Source organism: Collinsella sp. AM42-18AC, from assembly GCF_003467965.1.
In the GTDB taxonomy this organism is placed as follows: Bacteria; Actinomycetota; Coriobacteriia; order Coriobacteriales; family Coriobacteriaceae; genus Collinsella.
In genome coordinates this window covers 73,414-92,412 of sequence record NZ_QSFY01000004.1, presented here as the reverse complement: position 1 = coordinate 92,412, position 18,999 = coordinate 73,414, and the positions used below count along the sequence as shown (strand labels likewise).

At 59.5% G+C, this 18,999-nt stretch carries 12 protein-coding genes; 11 read left to right on the top strand and 1 reads right to left on the bottom strand.

All coding sequences use genetic code 11. The features are described from left to right. Window positions 1–24: 24 nt before the first annotated feature. The 7 genes from bilS to DW913_RS03655 all read left to right on the top strand — a co-directional run bounded on the left by bilS (window position 25) and on the right by DW913_RS03655 (window position 10,191). On the top strand, window positions 25–576 hold the full coding sequence (gene bilS, locus DW913_RS03685) for a flavodoxin family protein BilS (protein WP_117797623.1): 552 nt from the start codon (window positions 25–27) through the stop codon (window positions 574–576). 750 nt (window positions 577–1,326) lie between these two features. Then, window positions 1,327–1,884, top strand: coding sequence for a signal peptidase I (locus DW913_RS03680; RefSeq protein WP_369832259.1), 558 nt, complete (start codon window positions 1,327–1,329; stop codon window positions 1,882–1,884). 70 nt (window positions 1,885–1,954) lie between these two features. Next, a complete protein-coding gene (locus tag DW913_RS03675; RefSeq protein WP_117797621.1) occupies window positions 1,955–2,692 on the top strand; it encodes a SipW-dependent-type signal peptide-containing protein in 738 nt (245 codons plus the stop codon). 89 nt (window positions 2,693–2,781) lie between these two features. Beyond that, window positions 2,782–3,429, top strand: coding sequence for a hypothetical protein (locus DW913_RS03670; RefSeq protein WP_117797620.1), 648 nt, complete (start codon window positions 2,782–2,784; stop codon window positions 3,427–3,429). Window positions 3,430–3,432: 3 nt separating this feature from the next. Further along, a complete protein-coding gene (locus DW913_RS03665) occupies window positions 3,433–8,907 on the top strand; it encodes a hypothetical protein (protein WP_117797619.1) in 5,475 nt (1,824 codons plus the stop codon). A gap of 1 nt (window position 8,908) precedes the next feature. Next, window positions 8,909–9,490: a hypothetical protein gene (locus tag DW913_RS03660; protein WP_117797618.1), complete on the top strand. Its 582-nt coding sequence runs from the start codon at window positions 8,909–8,911 to the stop codon at window positions 9,488–9,490. A 2-nt stretch (window positions 9,491–9,492) separates the two neighbouring features. After that, window positions 9,493–10,191 carry a hypothetical protein gene (locus DW913_RS03655; protein WP_117797617.1) on the top strand — a complete coding sequence of 233 codons (699 nt, stop codon included), beginning with the start codon at window positions 9,493–9,495 and terminating at the stop codon, window positions 10,189–10,191. A 707-nt stretch (window positions 10,192–10,898) separates the two neighbouring features. On the opposite strand, the gene DW913_RS03650 is transcribed toward DW913_RS03655, so the two are convergent. Beyond that, the gene (locus DW913_RS03650; protein ID WP_117797616.1) at window positions 10,899–13,199 is read right to left on the bottom strand and encodes an LTA synthase family protein; all 2,301 of its coding nucleotides are present in this window, start codon (window positions 13,197–13,199) and stop codon (window positions 10,899–10,901) included. A gap of 213 nt (window positions 13,200–13,412) precedes the next feature. Here DW913_RS03650 and DW913_RS03645 point away from each other — a divergent pair, with 213 nt between their 5' ends. The 4 genes from DW913_RS03645 (at window position 13,413) to DW913_RS03630 (ending at window position 18,930) form a co-directional block, all read left to right on the top strand. Further along, window positions 13,413–14,261, top strand: coding sequence for a nitroreductase family protein (locus DW913_RS03645; protein WP_117582961.1), 849 nt, complete (start codon window positions 13,413–13,415; stop codon window positions 14,259–14,261). A gap of 161 nt (window positions 14,262–14,422) precedes the next feature. Continuing rightward, window positions 14,423–16,450, top strand: coding sequence for a KUP/HAK/KT family potassium transporter (locus tag DW913_RS03640; RefSeq protein WP_117582962.1), 2,028 nt, complete (start codon window positions 14,423–14,425; stop codon window positions 16,448–16,450). Window positions 16,451–16,586: 136 nt separating this feature from the next. Further along, window positions 16,587–18,212 carry an ATP-binding protein gene (locus tag DW913_RS03635; RefSeq protein ID WP_117797615.1) on the top strand — a complete coding sequence of 542 codons (1,626 nt, stop codon included), beginning with the start codon at window positions 16,587–16,589 and terminating at the stop codon, window positions 18,210–18,212. A 4-nt stretch (window positions 18,213–18,216) separates the two neighbouring features. After that, on the top strand, window positions 18,217–18,930 hold the full coding sequence (locus DW913_RS03630; RefSeq protein WP_117797614.1) for a response regulator: 714 nt from the start codon (window positions 18,217–18,219) through the stop codon (window positions 18,928–18,930). Window positions 18,931–18,999: the final 69 nt, after the last annotated feature.

Below are 18,999 nucleotides of genomic sequence, written 5' to 3'. Positions count from 1 at the left end.
TTGGGGGAAACGAGCAACGTGACTATGACATGCTCTTTGGTGGTCAACAGCAAGAGCGGTAATACCAGGATGGTTTCGGGCGCGATTAAGCGCGCTCTGCAGGCTGCGGGCGTTGAGTTTGTCCATGCCGCGGCGTTGAGCGACGATGCGGATGCAGATCAGGTTGCGCTCGAGGCGCAGGGCGCCTGCGCGGCCGACACAGTGCTCGTCGGTTTTTGGTGCGACAAGGGCGCGTGCACGCCTTCGGTCGCGGCGTTGCTCTCCGCCTTGCACGGCAAGCGCGTGTTCCTGTTTGGCACCTGCGGCTTTGGCGCCGACCAGAGCTATTATCAGCAGATTATCGACCGCGTAACTTCCAATTTGGCTGGGGATGCCGAGCTTGCGGGCTGGGCGATGTGCCAGGGCAAGATGGGCCCCGCGGTCAAGCAGCGCTACGAGGCCATGCTCGAGCAAGATCCCGATAACACCCGATTTAAGATGCTGCTCGACAACTGGGTTGCCGCGAAGGATCACCCCACCAAGGAAGACCTGGACAACATGGCTGCAGCCGCCAAGAAGGCCGTGCTGGGAGAGTAGCTTCGCCGTTCGCGGTCCTTCGTGCAAAACAATACAAATGTGAAAGCCTCGAAGTTCTCGAGGCTTTTTTCTTGACACTCGTGGGCGCCCCTTTATTGATGGAAGGCCTAATAAGCTGATTGTTCTATGCCCGGATGTGTGCGGAGTGGGATGGGATTTCCGGATGGGTGGGGTTGCGGAAGCTGCGTCCCGGAATTTGCCTTTGGAATGGGATGCGGTTTCCCGTTGAGGGTCTTGGCGGAAAGTGCGACCCGGAATTTGTGATCGGAGTGGGATGTGGTTTCCCAACGGGGCCACAAGCGGAAGCCGCATCCCACTCCGGACGGGAATTCTGGGACACAGTTCTCAGAGGATTATGGGCTGCGAACTACATGGGGCCGTCATAAAACTCCGGTAAAAGGGGGTCGGAAATAAATGGCACTTCCAGCAGTTTGTTTTAATGTGGGGGGGGGTACCATTATTTTACTTTCGCAAAAAATCGATCCCTCTATGGGGAAGTTGCGTAGGTGGTCAGTCACAGATATTGGATAAAACAGACTAATTTGGGGATAAATGACCACTTACGCCAAAATAGGTAGCATTTGGCGACAAAACATTGAAAAATTTGTAGCATATCGCTATGTTTTTATTACGAAAAGATTCCAAATTGGCTTATTTCGGACTCACTTTTCAATCGCCTTGCGGTTCCTGTTGAAACTTGCTGACCTTTGGATGGGTCGAATAAGGCCTCGATGGGGATGAATTATCACTTTGACGGCGCGTAGACTCAAACGATTTATTGCACTTTTGAGTAGCTTGGCGATTGCGCTCGTCATGGCTCTTGCCGTCGTTTCTTTTGTCCCTCGTGCATTTGGATACACGCCCTATACAGTGCTTTCGGGTTCTATGGAGCCCGAGCTACCCGTTGGCTCCATGGTGTTTGTTCACCAAGTTGATCCAACGGATATTGCCGTGGGCGACAATGCAACCTTTTACCGATCGGACGGCGCCGTGGTGACGCACCAGGTGTACGAGATCGACCCTGCGGCGCAGATGATCGGCACGCAGGGAATCGCAAACAAAAATGCAGATGGAAGCATCATGCACGACGCCGAGCAGACGCCTTTTTCACGCGTGATCGGTGTCGTTTCTTTTTGTGTCCCTTACCTGGGCTTCGTTGACGCATATTGCACGACGATGCCCGGTTTGCTTGTTGTGGTGGCCGTTCTGGCGCTGCTAGTCGCGGCGTCGATAGTGCTCGATCGGATGGTTCCCGACGAGCCTGCGGGCAAGCATACCCGCGTGCATGCGAGGGAGCGGCGTTCATAGCGGCAGGGAAAAGCGTCGGCGGCGGTAGGGGCCGTTGGCGGGGAAAACGATTCTCGAAAGGAAGAGAACGATGGAAAACAAGAAGAAAAAGCGCTACGGCATCATTGCCGCCCTGCTGCTGTTGGTGCTGGCCGCCGGCGTTGGCACCTATGCATGGCTGTCGGCAACCGACTCCGAGACGAACGAGTTCACGGTTGGCAGCATCGACAAGCCCGAAGTGAAGCCCGACCCTGATCATCCGAACAAGCCCGGCGACAAGCCCACGGACCCCTCAGTGGATGGTTATCTGTTCGAGACCCTGTGGAAGAAAGATTCCAAGATGATTCCCGACACCAATATTGCCAAGAACCCCAACGTTGGTATCGGCAAGGACTCTGATGAGTCCTATGTGTTCATCTACGTGAAGAACGCCATTGTGAAGAAAGATGCCACTGACGCTCTTGCTAAGACCCCGTACTTCACGCTTAACGATAACTGGAAGCCGGTTGCGGATACCACCGTGGGTGCTAAGAACAACGGTAACCCTAACCAGTACGTGAGCGGTCTGTTCATGTATACCGCTGGTAACACCGACACCCCTGCCAAGCTTGCTCCTACTCCAAAGACTGAGACTACCGAGGCAAAGGCTGCTTACACCGGTGAGCTGTTCAGCACCGTGCATATCCCGGCTGCCATGAACAACACGGATGTTGTTCAGAGTCCCGCCAAGCCCACTATGACAGTCTCCTGCTACATCTTCGGCGCTGACCAGGGCGATGCCGAGAACGCCATCGCGCAGGCCAAGGAATGGGCTAAGACTCAGGCTTAATCCCCCCTCCACCGAGATCCCGGCCCGCTCCCCATCCCCATTTTCGGGCCGGGATCTCGGTCCCCCCTTATCGACGATTGGCGAACGTAATGCTCAACAATCTTTCTGACAATCAGAAACGCACCTTGGCGCTTACCGCGATGGCGCTGTTGGCCCTGGCGTGCCTGTGCGGCACGCTGGCTTTTACCGTTGATATGGTTCCGGTGAACAACGTTCTCTCGTTTGGCAGCGTGAAGGTACGAGTCTGCGAATACACCCTCAACGAGCATGGCGAGGAGATTCCGTTTGAGCCCAACGAGCACGGGGACTATCCCGACACCAAGGCCGGGGGCTCTGACATCAGCCGCATTGTGCGCGTGGAGAACGTCGGCGCGCAGCCTGAGTACGTTCGCGCTCGTCTGCACATGACGTCGGTGGCGCCCGACGGTTCGAGCGCGGATGCTTCGGGCAGCGTTGCGTTTCATGTGAACGCGGGCGAGGGATCCCCGTGGATCGATGGCGGCGATGGGTGGTACTACTACCGCGGCTTGGCCGGACGTGGCGGCATGCTCGACCCCGGCGCCATGACGGAAAGCCTCATGGACTCGCTGCGCTTTGTGGGCGACTACCACGATGCCGCGCGCGGCGGCTCATTCAGGCTCGATATCGATGTGCAGGCCGTGCAGGCCAAAAACCAGCAGGAAAGCGATACCGTCCTCGACGTTCTCGACGTCGCGGGTTGGCCGGAGGCGAACTAGCCTATGAAGATCAAGAACATGAACCGGGGCGTGCTTAGCAGGCTAGTTGCCGTCGCGGCGATTGCCCTTTGCTGCGTTATGGCGCTGCCGATGGCGGTACATGCCGAGACTGCGCCCGAGGCCAAAACCGAATTCCACATCAAAAACGAGGCTGACTTTTTGTCGTGTGTGGCGCTGTCGCGCGAGCGCGATACGTCCGGCTGGCACGTTTATCTCGATAACGACATTGAGCTCGACAGCGACGACATGAAAGACATCGTTGCAAACACCGTTAAGCATCTGTCGTTTGGCAACAAGGAGCATCCGTTTAAGGGCGTGTTCGATGGTCAAAACCACACCGTTGAGGGCCTGAACTACGATAAAGACGCTTTTGACCCCGAGCGCGATACGGGATTTTTTGCCGAGACCAACGGTGCCACCATCAAAAACTTCTTGGTCAAGGACGCCAACGTGTGGGCGGACTTCCGCGGTGGCATTATCGTGGGCAAGGCCGTCAATACGCGCTTCGAAAACGTTATGGTCATGGAGAGCACGCTGCACGTGACCTGCGCCAACAATGCTCTCAACCTCATTACCAACGCAGGCTTTGAGGGCGGTCTCATCGCCGGCGAGCTCGACGGCTGCACCCTCTACAACTGCGAGGTCCGTGGCGGCCGTGCCGTCAACAATACGACCTCGGGCGTGCAGGCGCTCGGCGGTGAGGGTCTGTATATGGCGGCGTTTGCCGGCTACGTTAAGAAATCGACTATCGAGTACTGCCGCGTGACGCCGACGCGTAAGGACGACGGCTCGATTGCCGAGAAGGGCATGACCGACGTCACCAATAAGTACGACGTGGCCATTGGCGCCCTGGGCGGCAACAACGTGTACGCCTCGGGTTTTGTGGGCTGCATGGCGGGCGAGGCCAAGATTATCGACTGCTTCTCGACGGCGCAGTGCTACAGCTATGCCGCGTCGTACGTGGGCGTCGTCGCCGTGACGCGCGCGTGGACGGGTGGCTTGGCGGGTCGTATTCTAACCGAAAAGGGCAACGAGCTCGTTCGAAGCCATTTTGCGGGTGACTTGAGCTCGCGTCAGTACAATCCCATCGCCGTGATCCCCATCATTCAAAACGATGTGAACCTGGGCGGCATTGCCGCGCGTGCCAACAAGGATGATGCCACGGTCACCGAGTGCTACTTTAAGCCGAGCGTGAGCCTAAACGGCAGCAGCCAGGGTACCGCGGCTAAGAAGAAGATCCCCTCTTTTGGCGGCGACGGTACCACCAAGGGCGACGGCTACGGCCCGTGGGACGACGGGCGCTACGCCACGCGCGAGCTGTGGGAGGAGCACGACTACGACTTCTGTGCCGGCACCATGCGCTCGACCGCTAACGATGAGGCCCTGGGCGGTTCGCATGCCAACGAGTGGGCGATGGACTACAGACTGAATATCCCCGTGCATGGCCAGAGCGTTAAGGCGACGATCGATTTTCCCGGTGCGGGCACCGCGACAATCGAGGCGACCAAACTCGGTATTGATCAGAAGACCTCGGATCCGTACGCCTTTGCCGTGAGCGCCGTGCTGGCGGGAACGGCCCAGGGCTTGGCCCAGGGCGATACGTCGGTAACGTTCAGGCAGGAAACCTCCGCAAAGCCCGCGGGGCTGAGCGAGGCGAACGGCGGCTACCGCTTTATGGGCTGGTTCCACGAGTCCGGAGTCAATGTGAACCGCATCGATGCCGATAACGCCTGGTTTAACGGCAAGACCGATGCTGCTGCTGTCGCTGCTGACAAGCGCGTCGAGGAGAACACGGACCACGATAAGGCTTCGACCTACACCGCCAACAACGGAAGCGGCGTCGATGAAAAATTCGGCTTCAAGGGTAACGACCTCTTTATCGCTTCATACGAGGCGCAGGTGCTGTTCTATAACGTTAAGGGCAAGACGCTTGATTGGAAAACCGGTGCCGCGCACGACAAGTCCACTGATTGGTATCGCTACGGCGTGGGTTTGACGCCCGCGGCTCCCGAAGACCGCGAGGGGCTTTCCGCTACCGCGACATTTATCGGCTGGACCACGCAGCCTAGCAGCGAGGAAGGTATGAACGGCGCCTATGCCGCCATCACTTCGGATAAGTTAGCCGAGCTTAAAAATCAGGGAGCTTTTTATCCTGCGGGTAGCGAGATCACTGTTGTCCGTCCAGCCGACTTCTATCCCGTGTACAGCGACTACGTGTCGAACATCATAACTGTGTTCGAGGGTAATGAGCAGGACGCGCTCAATGATGTGAGCCAGCGCGTTGGCGTGGGCAAAACCAAAGTCGACGTCAAGACTGCCGGGGGCGGCACTAGCGTCTACACGGTACAGGTGTGCAACACGGACGGTACGCCCCTGTCCGATGGCGGCAAGCTGCCCGACGGCTATTGCTTCCTGGGCTGGTACGAAAACAAGGGAACCGAGGATGCTCCGCTCGAGGTGCGCGTAAGCCGCGATCCCAGCTATACGCTCCCCGCAGATGTCGATTTAACCGTGCCGCATACCTACATCGCCCGCTTTGAGTACCGCGTGGACTATTACGTCAAGTCGATGACGAACGATGCCTATAAGGATTCTAGACTCCTCTGCTCTGTGTGGAACGGGTACCAAACTTCGTTTAACGAGCAGGTCGGTTCGAGCTACGTGCGAGAGAATATCGTGCACTGGGGTTCCGAGCACGTCTATCACGGACTGAAGGAAAACTATAAGGACGAATGCAATGAGGGGCGCTTTGGGGCAGAGACGCTCATCGTTGCGCCTTTGAAAGCGTATTCGCATACGGTCAAAAACGATACAGGTGTGGATACCCGGAAAAATGTCATTGCCGATACGGATTTCCCGGGTTCGGGCACACTGGATGACGAGTGGGTCGCAGGAGCGCTGAAGTTTTACTTTAGGCCGGCGAGCAAGCGATACCATTTAAATTTCTGGACCCTCGAGCGCCAAGGCGGGTGCTGGACTTGCGTGGGCAACCCCGTTCAGAGCGAGATTGGCATCGATTCGGAGTATTACATGCGTGCCATGGTGACGACAAGCGTCAGCTTTTATGGCAAGGACGATGTCTCGGTTAAGAGCGTCACGCGACGTTATGAGGCTCCGTTGCTGCTGGACTCCGATAGCACCTACACCTATAAATATCCGTTTATCCATACCGAACAGACGGTAGACAACACGCCCGAGCACGGAAAGGAGGGTGACGTCAATCCCAACCTGACACTCGAAGCCTCTCCGACCGATGCGGAGATGGCGGTGCCGGGCTATAAGTTCCTGGGCTGGATTTCAACCGCCGAGGTTCAGAAGGATTCCGACGTCTGGAAGTATATCTACGACGTCGCCGGCGACCCCTATGTGACGAGTGATCCGGATAAGGCAGAGCCGTATCTGGCGACCGACGAGTCCAAGGTCACCCAGTGGCAGGATGCCTATCCCGTCTACGCAAAGTACGACGTCAGCTACACCACCAACCTGCATCGCGCAGGTTTTGAGGGTACGGACAAGGTCAATGTGCCTAGCTACAACATCGCTCCCGTTATCAACGCGGACACCAATCCTGCTACGGCAACGGTGACCCCTGACGTTACGACGCCGGTTTATAAAGCAGGCGGTGAGCTGTATAAGTTGCAGAAGGTTGAGATCGAGCTTCCGAACGGCGAGATCAAGACGCTTCCCTACGATGTGGAGCATGGTACTTGCTCTTATCCGGTGGAACCTGGCGGAGCCTATACATTCGTGGCGTACTATTCGCCGTTGGCGGTTGTGTACCACCTCAATGCCACGGATGTGGACGGCAAAGTTGCTCAGCAAGACGATATGCTCGGCAACCTTAATGGCGGCATCCCGAAGCCTACTTATGACGTCAGCACTATCGATGCGGATACAGGCGAGTTCAACGTCTTCGTGGGCTGGACGGAAGCCGAGCCGGCACCTGGCAAGGGCTATGTCGCTTGGTCAGAGGGCATCCGTATGGTGAGTGCTTCTACCGTGGTCAAGGCCCCCATGGAGCTGTACCCGGTCTACCGTCCCAGCCTGGTTACCGTTCAATCGAACATTGACTCTGAACTTGCGAATCCCGATCTTGTCCGTAGCCTCGGCCGCACTGATTCCGGCGACCAGATTTCTCTTGAGGTCAAGGCCGCCGAGGAGGTTGAGGGCACTGACGGCACCAAGTACGACTTTGTCGGCTGGTCGCGCGATTATGTCAATGACGGGCAGTACACCCTGATGACTGACGATGAGAAGTATCCCCTCGAGGGCAGCGAGCCCTTTGAGAGCGTGACCTACACTGCGGTGTACAAGAAGACGCCGCTTAAAGTGCGCTATCACGACACCGAAGGCAACGTCATCTACACCGCTACGGTAGACCCGAACGATACGAGTGTTCTGCGTGGCCAGGATGGCAATGCCGGCTTTGTTCAGACAGTTAAGGTGCCCAAGATGGACGAGAACGGCAACCCGTTCTATGACGACAAGGGTGAACCCGTCATGGAGCCAAAGGAAGTGGCCTACGATCCCGAAGCCTACTCCGCAATCGTCGCATTCCTGGGCGAGCGAGCGGATAGCAGCTTGAAGGAGTTGTTCTTGGAGTGGCAGTGGGTTAATGGCGACAAAGCTGTGGCGTGGAGCGACTTCAAGGGTAAACCGGTTACAGCCAACATGGATTTGTATCCGGTGACGTATAAGGTCGTCGCTAACGACACATCGGACGATGCGAGCCCTAAGAATGTGACCGGGCAGCTCAAGTGGTTGCTTGATCCCAATGCCGCGAACACGATAGATGACAAGAGCGATAAGGCGCCGTTCAAGGCTTGCTTTGCAAAGCCCTTCATGGGCACGCAATTGACGGTGCACGTTGACCGCGTGGGCTATGGTCTTCCTGGCCAGACTCCTGCGCCTGTCAACGGGAAGTATGTCTCGCTTTACAGTTCGGGTTCAGGCGAGGGCTCGTTTGAGCTGACGAATCGTTTGGACTACAAGCTCACGGGCGACGGCACTCAGAGCGATGGCAATGCGGTGTTCGATTTCGCCGCTACGCATACGCTCAAGATCGTCAAGCAAACCCAGGATAGCTGGGCGAAGGGCAAGACGTTCCGCTTCAAGGTTTCCCGGGCCGGCATGGACGGCAACGCCTTGGAGGAGCGCACGGTTGAGGTAACGGTGTCATCGGATGCGCAGCTGAAGGACGGTTCCGCCTGGTACTCCGGCGCTATCGAGCTTGCGGTCCCGGCGGGTATCTACACCGTCGAGGAGGACTCAGCGTGGGCATGGCGCTACAGCAACCAAATCGGCGTCCCTGGCAAGCAGCCGGGCGATAAGGCGCAGGCGACTATCTCCGCTGCATCGAGCGCGAACGATGCCACGTTCACCTGCACGAACACGCGTGTGAACGACAAATGGATCGACGGCAGCAATCGTGCCCATAACGTTTGGAGCAACGGCATCGTAGCAAAGAAGGAGGATTAGCATGTCCAAGCGCAAGCGCATCATCGCCTTGCTGGTGGGGGTTATCCTCCTGGCCGGTACGGCAGGCACGCTGGCCTGGCTTTCGGTTACGGGCGTGCTGGTCAACCAGTTCGGCATCGGGTCGGTGACGCCATCGGTTCAGGAAACGCTCAACGGCAAAGTGAAAAGCGATGTCAAGGCGAAGAACACGGGTACTGCGCCCGCCTATATTCGTGCTGCAGTGGATATCTACTGGCAGGACCAGGATGGCGCACGCCTGTGGGATGAGCCGAAGGAGGAGCCGAAGGGTGAGGCGGATTACGAGATTGCGTGGAGCGTGGCTGATGCCTCGAGCGCGAACTCGGCTTATAACTGGGTTAAGGCGAGCGACGGGTTCTATTACTGGACGTCGCCCGTCGCTCCCGGCGCGGAAACCGGCGTGCTCATTAATAGGGTTACCGAGCTCAAGGCAACCGAAGGTCGCAATCTTGTCGTGGATATCTCCACTCAGGCGGTCCAGGCGACGCCCGATGAGGCCGTGCGCGACGCATGGGGTTGCTCGGTCGAGGATGGCGTGCTGGTGCCGCCGTATGGAGGTGCGTAAGTATGGCGTTCTCGATTCGCAAAGGTGTTGCGCGCTCCTTGCGTTGCGTGGTCGCGGCTATTCTCTGCATGGTCACGCTCGCCGTTCCTGCCCGTGCGTTTGCCGATACTCCCGCGATTGCCTATGACGGAAATGCGCGCCAGCTGACGGTCTCGGGGGCGACGGGCTCCTCGGGGGAGCCCGATCTGTTTCCCGCCTTTAAAGGTCTAATGCCCGGCGATGTGCGCGAGCAGCAGATTGAGGTTCGTGCCACTGGTGTAAAGTCCCAGGTACGCGTGTTTGTGCGGGCCGTTGTCGATCACGAGACGGCACACCTGCTGTCGCCCATTACCTTAACGGCGTCGGCGGGCGATGCGTCTGCAGGTTGGCTCCAGACGGGAACTCTGGGCAGTGTGTTCGCCTATCCCACGCAGGTCGCAACGTTTACGAGCGATGGCAGCACGGTGCTCAATTTGCAACTAAGTGTCCCGACGTCGGTGGGCAATGAGCTTGCCGACGCAAGCAAGACCATCCGCTGGGAAATCACCGCCGAGGACGATGGCGAGAAGATTCCCGTACAACCTGCTGACAGTAAGAGCCCCGGTCTGTTTGGCCTGGCGGCAACCGGCGACAGCACGCTCGCATGGCTTTTGATGCTGCTGACGCTTGCAATCATCGCTTTTATGGCCGCGCTGCTTTTGTCCCGGAGGGATAAGTACTAGGTCCATCCTCTAAACGCAACGCCCTCCCGGGCGGCGGGCACGAAGTTCCCTGCTCTACAGTCCTGCGCAAGACGAAGGCCACATTAAGTGGCCTTCTTTGCGTGCGGAACTCGCGATGAACTTCGTGCCCGCCGCCCGGGAGGGTGTCTCTTTATTGATAGAAGGCCTAATAAGCTGATGATTTCATGCCTGGATGTATACGGAGTGGGACGGGCTTTCCGGATGGGCGGGGTCTCGGAAAGCTCATCCCGGAATTCGCCTTTGGAATGGGATGCACTTTCCGATTGAGGGACTCAGCGGAAAATGCATCCCAGTATTCGGCTGAGAAATGGGACACGGTTTCCGGTTGAAGCCTTGGCGGAAAATGTGACCCGGAATTTGTGATCGGAATGGGATGCGGTTTCCCAACGGGGCCACAAACGGAAACCGCATCCCATTCCGGACGTGAATTCCGGGACAAGCTTTCCGCGATGCGCATGCCAGGCCACGCTTCTGCTACGAGGCGAGCGCAGCTTCTCATCAGCCCACTCAACTCGCAACGGGTGAGGGGCGGCGGCAGGCGGAGGCGCGGGAAGGGTCTGTCGCGAGTTCCGCACGCAAAGGGGGCCACTTAATGTGGCCCCCGTCTTGCGCAGGACTGTCTGAGCAGGGAACCTTATATGCCTCCGCCCGGACAGACGTTTCAGTTATGAACTCGCAGATAGTCGCTATTTGATCTTGGTCGTACCCGGTGCCAGGTTGGGGTCGGTCTCGTTGGCCTCGGTCTGGAAGTGCTCGGTATACACGTTCTTGCCGTCGCGGAACATCTCGTAGTACTGCATCTTGGCGTAATCCTCGCGTGCCTTGGTGGCGGCCGCGGCAGCGGCGTCGTCACCGGTGACGTTGGAGGAGAGCGCCCAGCGCAGGCTGGCGTCCTCGTAGCCGACCGAGTTGATGGCGGGCAGCGACTCGCGCAGTGTCATGTGCGCCTTCTGGTAGTCGGTCAGCGGTGCGCCGATCAGCTGCATGAGCTGGGTGGACAGGTAGTTGGTGGACAGGTCGTCGACCTCGCTCGTCTGGTCACAACCGGCAACGTCGTAGTTAGCCCAAATGATGTAGTCGGTCTGCCACAGGCGCTCCTGATGCGTAGCGTCGTCCTCGCCGGTAAACCACTTGTCATTGAACTTGGACGGGAAGAACGGCTGATGGTCGCCCCAGAACACCACGACCACCTTGCGGTCGAGCTTGCTCAAGGCGTTGAGGAAGTAGCGCAGCGCCTGATCGGACTGCTCGATGCACGAGACATACTCGTCGACATCGGAGAGCGTGCCGTCCTCGACGGTCTTGGCGTCCAGGTCGGTCGTGTCGATGTTCAGGTGCATCTGCTTGTCGACCGGCAGCAGGCCCGTGTCGTAGCCCGAGTGGTTCTGCATGGTCACGTCGAAGATGAACTGCGGATCGGCGTTCTGGTCGAGCAGCTCAAGAATCTTGTCGTAGGTAGCTTGGTCGGTCACCATGCCGCGCAGGGTATCGGCGCCCTGGAAGTCGTTGATGGACAGGAACTGGTCAAAGCCAAAGTCCTTGTAGACGTTCTCGCGGTTCCAGTTGGTCGCGTGGTTGGGGTGCATGGCCGTGGTGGAATATCCGAGCGACTTGAACTGCTCTGCTAGGTTCCCAGTCGTTTCCATGTTGTAGATGGTGTAGGGGTACACGCCCGAGCCCAGGTTGGCCATGGAGTTGCCGGTCATAAATTCAAACTCGGTATTGGCGGTACCGCCGCCGTAGGCGCTCACATAGAGCTTGCCGCGGCTGAGGCAGTTGGACAGGCTCTTAAAGTACTGCGGGCCCTCGTAGCCGGCGCGCATGTTCTGGTAGATTGACAGATCCGAGAAGGTCTCGTTCATGATGGCGATGACCGTGGGCTTCTCGCTGTCGAACTGCTCCTGGGCGGCGGCGCGCTCGTCGCTCTTGGCCGCGTCGGACTTGTCGTAGGCCTTGGCGTACTTTTTGAGCGTGGCCTTGGCATCGTCGACGGAGTAGTCGGCGGGTTTGGGCGGCTTGATGGACTGTGCCGCACTAATAAAGGCGGGCAGGTAGCCCTCGCGCCAGTAGCTCTCGAGCGGGCGCCAGGTGTAGACGGTGATGCCGAGGGTGTTGTAGTAGTCGATGAGCGTGACATGCGCGGTCACGCCGCCCAGGCACAGCACCGCCACGAGCAGGTTGGTGAGCAGCATGCGCTTGGCGTTGGCGGCACCCTTCTGACGGTGCGGTGCCACCAGGCCGGCGTACTCGCACAGCAGCATGGCGATGGCGGTAAAGCCCATGGACAGCACGCAGAACAGCGAGATCGAGAAGGTGTAGCCGTTGCCGGCGACTGCGGCGGCAGTGGAGATGGCCGAAAGGTCGCCCGGCTGGATGGGCATGGATTTAAACGTGATGACGAAGAACTCGGCAATGCCCAGGACAAAGAGGGCAAAGGCCAAGACGGCGGGAGCTGCGCCGTGGCGCTGGAATAGGAAGAACAAGCCGGTCATGAGCACGGTGATGATGGCCCACTCGAGCAGGATGCACAGGGGGTAGACCCAGGTAAAGTCGTGGTTGGACGAGACCTCCATGCCCAGCAGCGCAAAGACGCCGGCGAGCAGCAGGCACAGGACGGCGGCGACGAGCGGTTTGCCCACAAAGGCGCCGCGCAGGCGGGCGAGCTTGCCAGTGGGGGCGGGAGCGTCGGCCGAGGCGAACGCAAAGACGCGCGGTGCGATGCGGTCGCGGGCGATGCTGGCCCAAGCGCATCCGGTGAGAATGGCGTTGGTCAGGATGAGCATCACAAAGGCGAGCGGCTCGTTTTGAGCGACGAGGCCAATGGCGCCCCAAATGGTCAAAAAGAGCTGGAACAGGCCGAAGGCGACGCTCCACCCAAGAGCGCTTTTGGCAACGGTGCCCGACTTTGCGCAAATGGCCTTGGCCTCGCGCAAGACAAGGTAGACGGTCGCCGCAAGACCGACGAGCGAGATGGCGGCAGCGAACATGCTGAGACTCCTCACAAACTAAAACCTACGAAAGCGGGGATTTACCCGATTGTTACCAAGATATGCGCAGCAATTGGTGGCTGCGCACAACAACCAGCCATATTAACGCGCGCGTGTGGCGGTGTGGCGCAATGTAGTGGCGACCTGCGCGATAATGGACGGGAATTACACGGAAACGTAATGGCTTCTTAAAGAAATGGCAGGGATGGGGCAATGGGCGAGCAGGTTTGTGCGGCGGCTTTGGATACGAACGGCTATTCGGTCGAGACCACGGGCAACGCGGTATTGGACACGCTGGAACACCGTTCTTCCACGCGTGCCTTTGCGCGCGATGACGACGGCCGTCCCGTGGCGGTGACCGACGAGCAGCGGGCGGCGATTCTGCATGCGGCGAGCCGTGCGCCGTCGGCAGGCGCCATGATGATGTACTCCATCGTGAGCATTCGCGAGCAGGCTACGCTCGATCGCTTGGCCGATCTGTGCGACCACCAGCCGATGATCGCCAAGGCGCCCTGGGCATTAATATTTGTAGTCGACTATGCCAAGTGGATCGATCTGTTTGAGCATGTGGGTTGCTTTGAGCCCGAGTTTGTAGAGCGCACGGGCAAGTCGCCCCGTCGTGCTCCGGGCCTGGGCGACTTTGCCATCGCGGCGCAGGATGCCGTGATCGCTGCTCAAAACGCCGTGGTTGCCGCCGAGGCCCTGGGGCTGGGGAGCTGCTATATCGGAGATATCGTCGAGAACGCCGAGGAGGTTGCCGCACTGCTGGATTTGCCTGCCCATACCATGCCGCTGTCGATGCTCATCATCGGCACACCCCGCAAGGAGCGCCCGGCAATCGCGCATCCCGTGGTGAACCTGGTGCACGAGGAGCACTACCGCCGCGCCGACGCCGCGACGATGGACACGCAGGTGGCCGAGATGGACGCGATGTTTCGCCCGCATGCCCGCGAGGTGGGTGAGCGCGTCGTCGACATCTACACCCGTAAGCACACGAGTCCCTTTATGGCCGAGATGAGCCGCTCCATGGAGTGGTGGTTCAAAAACTGGCTCGGAAAATGACGAATGTGACAAAGGGGGGGTGTCCCTTTGTCACATTCCATATCGCCGCGGTGGCCTAAAGGCCGCATAAATGTTTATCTAGCTGGGAAAACGGTGCCATTAAAATATGGGCTGATTACATATAATCCCGTCGAACGTTAAAATTGGGAGGAAACCGGCTTATGGAACAAAAGGCAAAGGAAGTAGCCTCGCACGCTGCGATTCCTGTGAGCATCTCGGCGATGCTCGTCACGCTGGGCGTGGTGTATGGCGATATCGGCACCAGCCCCATGTATGTAACCAAGGCGCTCGTTGCCGGCAACGGCGGCATCGGAAGCGTCACGCAGGAGTTCGTGCTCGGCGCGCTCTCCCTTGTCGTGTGGACGGTCACGCTGCTGACGACCGTCAAGTACGTGCTGATCTCGCTGCGCGCCGACAACCACGGCGAGGGCGGCATCTTTGCCCTGTACAGCCTGGTCAAGCGCTGCGGCAAGTGGCTCATCATCCCCGCCATGCTGGGCGGCGCGGCGCTCCTCGCCGACGGCATCCTGACGCCTGCCGTTACCGTCACCACGGCCATCGAGGGCCTGCGCACCATCCCGGCGGTCCATGCCGTGCTCGGTGACGACCAGGGTCGTGTCGTCGCCATCACGCTTGCCATCATCATCGCGCTCTTCTTGGTGCAGCGCATCGGCACGGCCAAGATCGGTCACGCCTTCGGCCCCATCATGACGCTGTGGTTTTTGTTCCTGGGCGGCACGGGCCTGTTCTTTGTCTGCCAGTATCCCGCGGTGCTGCTGTGCCTCAACCCGTTGCGTGGCATCGCTTTTCTGCTGAGCCCCAACAACCACGCGGGCATCATGATTCTGGGCAGCTGCTTCCTTGCCACCACCGGTGCCGAGGCGCTCTACTCCGACATGGGCCATGTGGGCCGCGGCAACATCTACGCCACCTGGCCGTTCGTTAAGTGCTGCCTGCTGCTGTCCTACATGGGCCAGGGCGCGTGGCTTATCAACAACGCCGGCAACCCGGAGCTCATGGGTATCGCCGACCTCAACCCCTTCTACCAGATGCTTGCCCCGGGTCTGCGCCCCTTTGCCGTCGGCCTTTCCACCGTCGCGGCCATCATCGCCTCGCAGGCGCTCATCACTGGCGCATTCTCGCTGGTGTCCGAGGCCAGCCGCCTGGACCTCATGCCGCATATGCAGGTCTTCTATCCTGCCGAGACCAAGGGCCAGCTCTACATCCCCATGGTCAACAACGTCATGCTCGTGGGCTGCGTCGTCGTGGTGCTGCTGTTCCAGAACTCGGCGCACATGGAGGCCGCGTACGGCCTGGCCATTACCCTGACCATGATGTGCACGACAATGCTGCTCTTCTTCTATCTGCACGTGGAGCGCAATCTCAAGGTCGCGCCGTGGATCTTTGCCGCCTTCTTCCTTATGCTCGAGGGCTTCTTCTTTGTGAGCTCGCTCACCAAGTTCTTCCACGGCGGCTATTTCACCATCCTTATGGCCGCGCTCATCATGGGCATCATGGTGTGCTGGTACAACGGTACGGCGGTCGAGCAACGTCAGTTTACGCTGCTGCCGCTGCGCAGCTATCTGCCGCAGCTCAAACGCCTGCGCGACGACGATCGCTACGAGCTCATGAGCGACAACATCGTGTACCTGACCAAGGACACCAACACCGACTATATCGACCGCGATATCGTCTACTCGATTTTGGATAAGCACCCCAAGCGCGCTCGCGCCTGGTGGTTCGTGAATGTCGAGACCATGGAGGAGCCGCATACCTTTGCCTACTCGGTCGAGACGTTCGGCACCGACTACGTGTTCCGCGTGCATCTGTACCTGGGCTATAAGATCAACCAGCGCGTCAATGCTTACCTGCGCCAGGTTGTTCAGGACCTGGCTGCCAGCGGCGAGCTGCCGGCGCAGACGCATGACTACTCGGTCTACAAGGACCCGGGCAACATCGGTACGTTTAAGTTCGTCATGATCCGCAAGCTGCTGGCGCCCGAAAGCGACGTGGAGCCCAGCGAGCGTACGGCCATCACGCTCAAGTACATCATCCGCCGCGCCGCCGGCACGCCTGCGCGCTGGTACGGCCTGGAGAACTCCAACGTGAGCTTTGAGTACGTGCCGCTGTTCACCAAGTTTAAGGCCGTGAGCAAGATGCAGCGCCTGGCTCCCGACGAGCGTCCGTAGTCGACGTCTGCTGTTTGTCTAGCGACCGCAGGCTGCAAAGGCTATACACTTGAAACCACCACAAGGAGGCCACCACCGCAAAGGTGCCAGTCCCCTTTGTGGTGGTTTTTGTTTTTGAGAGAGGGGCGGGGCGCTGATGGACGTCCGTGCGGACGGCGATATTGCCGAGAACTTTTGGTGGCGGCGTACAACGCTGACGCGTCGCAGTCCTCTGTATGACGCCTGCGTATCGGCGGGGCTGCTGGCCGCGGCGACGATTGTGGGCGCGCTGCTCGACCATCCGGGGCTCGCGCCGAGCATCATGATCGTCTATGTGTTTGCCGTGCAGCTGTGCGCTTTCTTTACCTGGAGCCGCCTGTACTGCCTGCTGAGCTCGGCTGCCGCCGTGGCGCTCTACAACTTCTTGTTTGTCGACCCGCGCTACGCGCTGTCGTTTATCGACCGCGTCTATCCCGGCATGTTCTTTATCATGTTTGCGGTCTCGCTCGTATCGAGCTCGATCGCGCTGGCCCTGCGCCGCGCCTTGGCGCAGGCCGCCGCCAGCGACCGTCGCACGCAGATGGTGCTCGAGACCAACCGCATGCTGCAGCGGTGTGGCGATCAGCAACAGATTGTGCACGCTATGGCAACGCAGCTGGCGCGTCTTTCGGACTGTCCGGTCGTGTGGTATAGCGCCGATGCCGATAACGATGACCTGCTGCCGCGCACGACGTACACGGCCGTGGGCGATGCCGCGCCGGTACACCAGCTGGCGCCGCAGATGCCGCCGCGGCTCTCGGCGTCCGCCTATGTGGGAACGCCGCTCGATGCCACCTATGGCGCCTCGGCGTTCTACGGCATATACCTGACCGTGCGCTCGGGCGACACCATGGTGCGCGCGGGCGATCCCGCCTCGGTGGTGGGGGTGTTCGCCATTGTCGCCGAGCCCGATGCGCTGACGCCCGAGGAGCGGACGCTTGCCGATGCCATCGTGAGCGAAGGCGAGCTGGCGCTCGATCGCGCCCGCGCCATGGAGGCCCGCGAGGAAGCGGCGGTGCTTGCTAAAAACGAGCAGCTGCGCGCCAACTTGCTGCGCTCCATCTCGCACGACCTGCGTACGCCGCTCACCAGTATTTCGGGTAATGCCGACGTGTTGCTCGACCAGGGCTCGACCGGCACGGCCGTGCTCGACGACCAGACACGCCGCGGCATGCTCCTATCCATTCGCTCGGACGCGCAATGGCTCAACGCCACTGTCGAGAATCTGCTCGCCATCACCAAGCTCGAGGGTGGCGGTATGCGCCTGTCGACCACGCTCGAGCTCATGGACGATATCGTCGAGGAGGCGCTGCGCCACGTAAGTCCGGCCGTGCGCGAGCACGACCTTAAGGTGGTGGCGTGCGATGAGCCGGCGCTCGTCAACGTCGATGCACGCCTGATGGTGCAGCTGGTGGTCAATCTGGTGAACAACGCCATCACCTATACGCCGGCGGGCTCGCATATCATGATTTCGATTAGCGTCGACGATGGGCGCGTGGCGTGCTCGGTGGCCGATGATGGTCCGGGCATCGCACCCGAGGATCGCGAGCGGATCTTCGAGTCGTTCTATACCGCCAACCATGGTCTGGCCGACAGCCACCGCAGCGTTGGCCTGGGTCTTTCGCTCTGCCGTTCCATTGCGTTGGCACATGGCGGTAGCATAGAGGTTGCCGCGGCGGACCCGCACGGTTCGGTCTTTACGATTGAACTTCCCGCCGCCGACGTTTCGTTTGATAAGGAGTAGCGCTGTGCCGAACTCTGCCGTAAAACCGCTCATCTTGGTCGTTGAGGACGACCCCGCCGTTCGCAATCTTATTGTTGCCGCGCTCGAGACGCACGGCTTGCGCCATATGGCTGTGGAGACCGCCCATGCCGCCATCGCCGCCGCCTCATCGCAGGCGCCGAGCGTTGTGCTGCTCGATCTGGGCCTGCCCGATATGGACGGCGTCAAGGTGGTGGAGTCGGTGCGCGCATGGTCGGGCATGCCGATTATCGTGGTCTCGGCGCGCAGCGAGGATGCGGACAAAATCCGCGCGCTCGATGCCGGCGCCGACGACTATCTGACCAAGCCGTTTTCGGTCGAGGAACTGCTCGCGCGCATTCGCACGACGCTCAGGCGCCTTTCGTATGCGCAGACGGGCGGCGTTGTCTCCGAGGGCTCGTTCGATACCGGTGAGCTGCATATCGATTTTGATGCCGGCATCGCCACGATGGATGGCGAGGAACTGCATCTGACGCCGATCGAGTATAAGCTCTTGTGCTTGCTGGCGCACAACGCCGACAAGGTGCTCACGCACCAGTTTATCCTGCATGAGATCTGGGGCACGGCGACCAAGAGCGACCTGGCGAGCCTGCGTGTCTTTATGGGCACGTTGCGTAAGAAGATCGAGTCCGACCCCGCGCATCCGCGCTATATCCAGACGCACGTGGGTATTGGTTACCGATTGGTCATCCAGGGATAGGTCGGCATCCACCATCCCAATATGAGTTGCGGTGAAATACGGCCTAACTTTGCCTCATTCTAGGCAAAA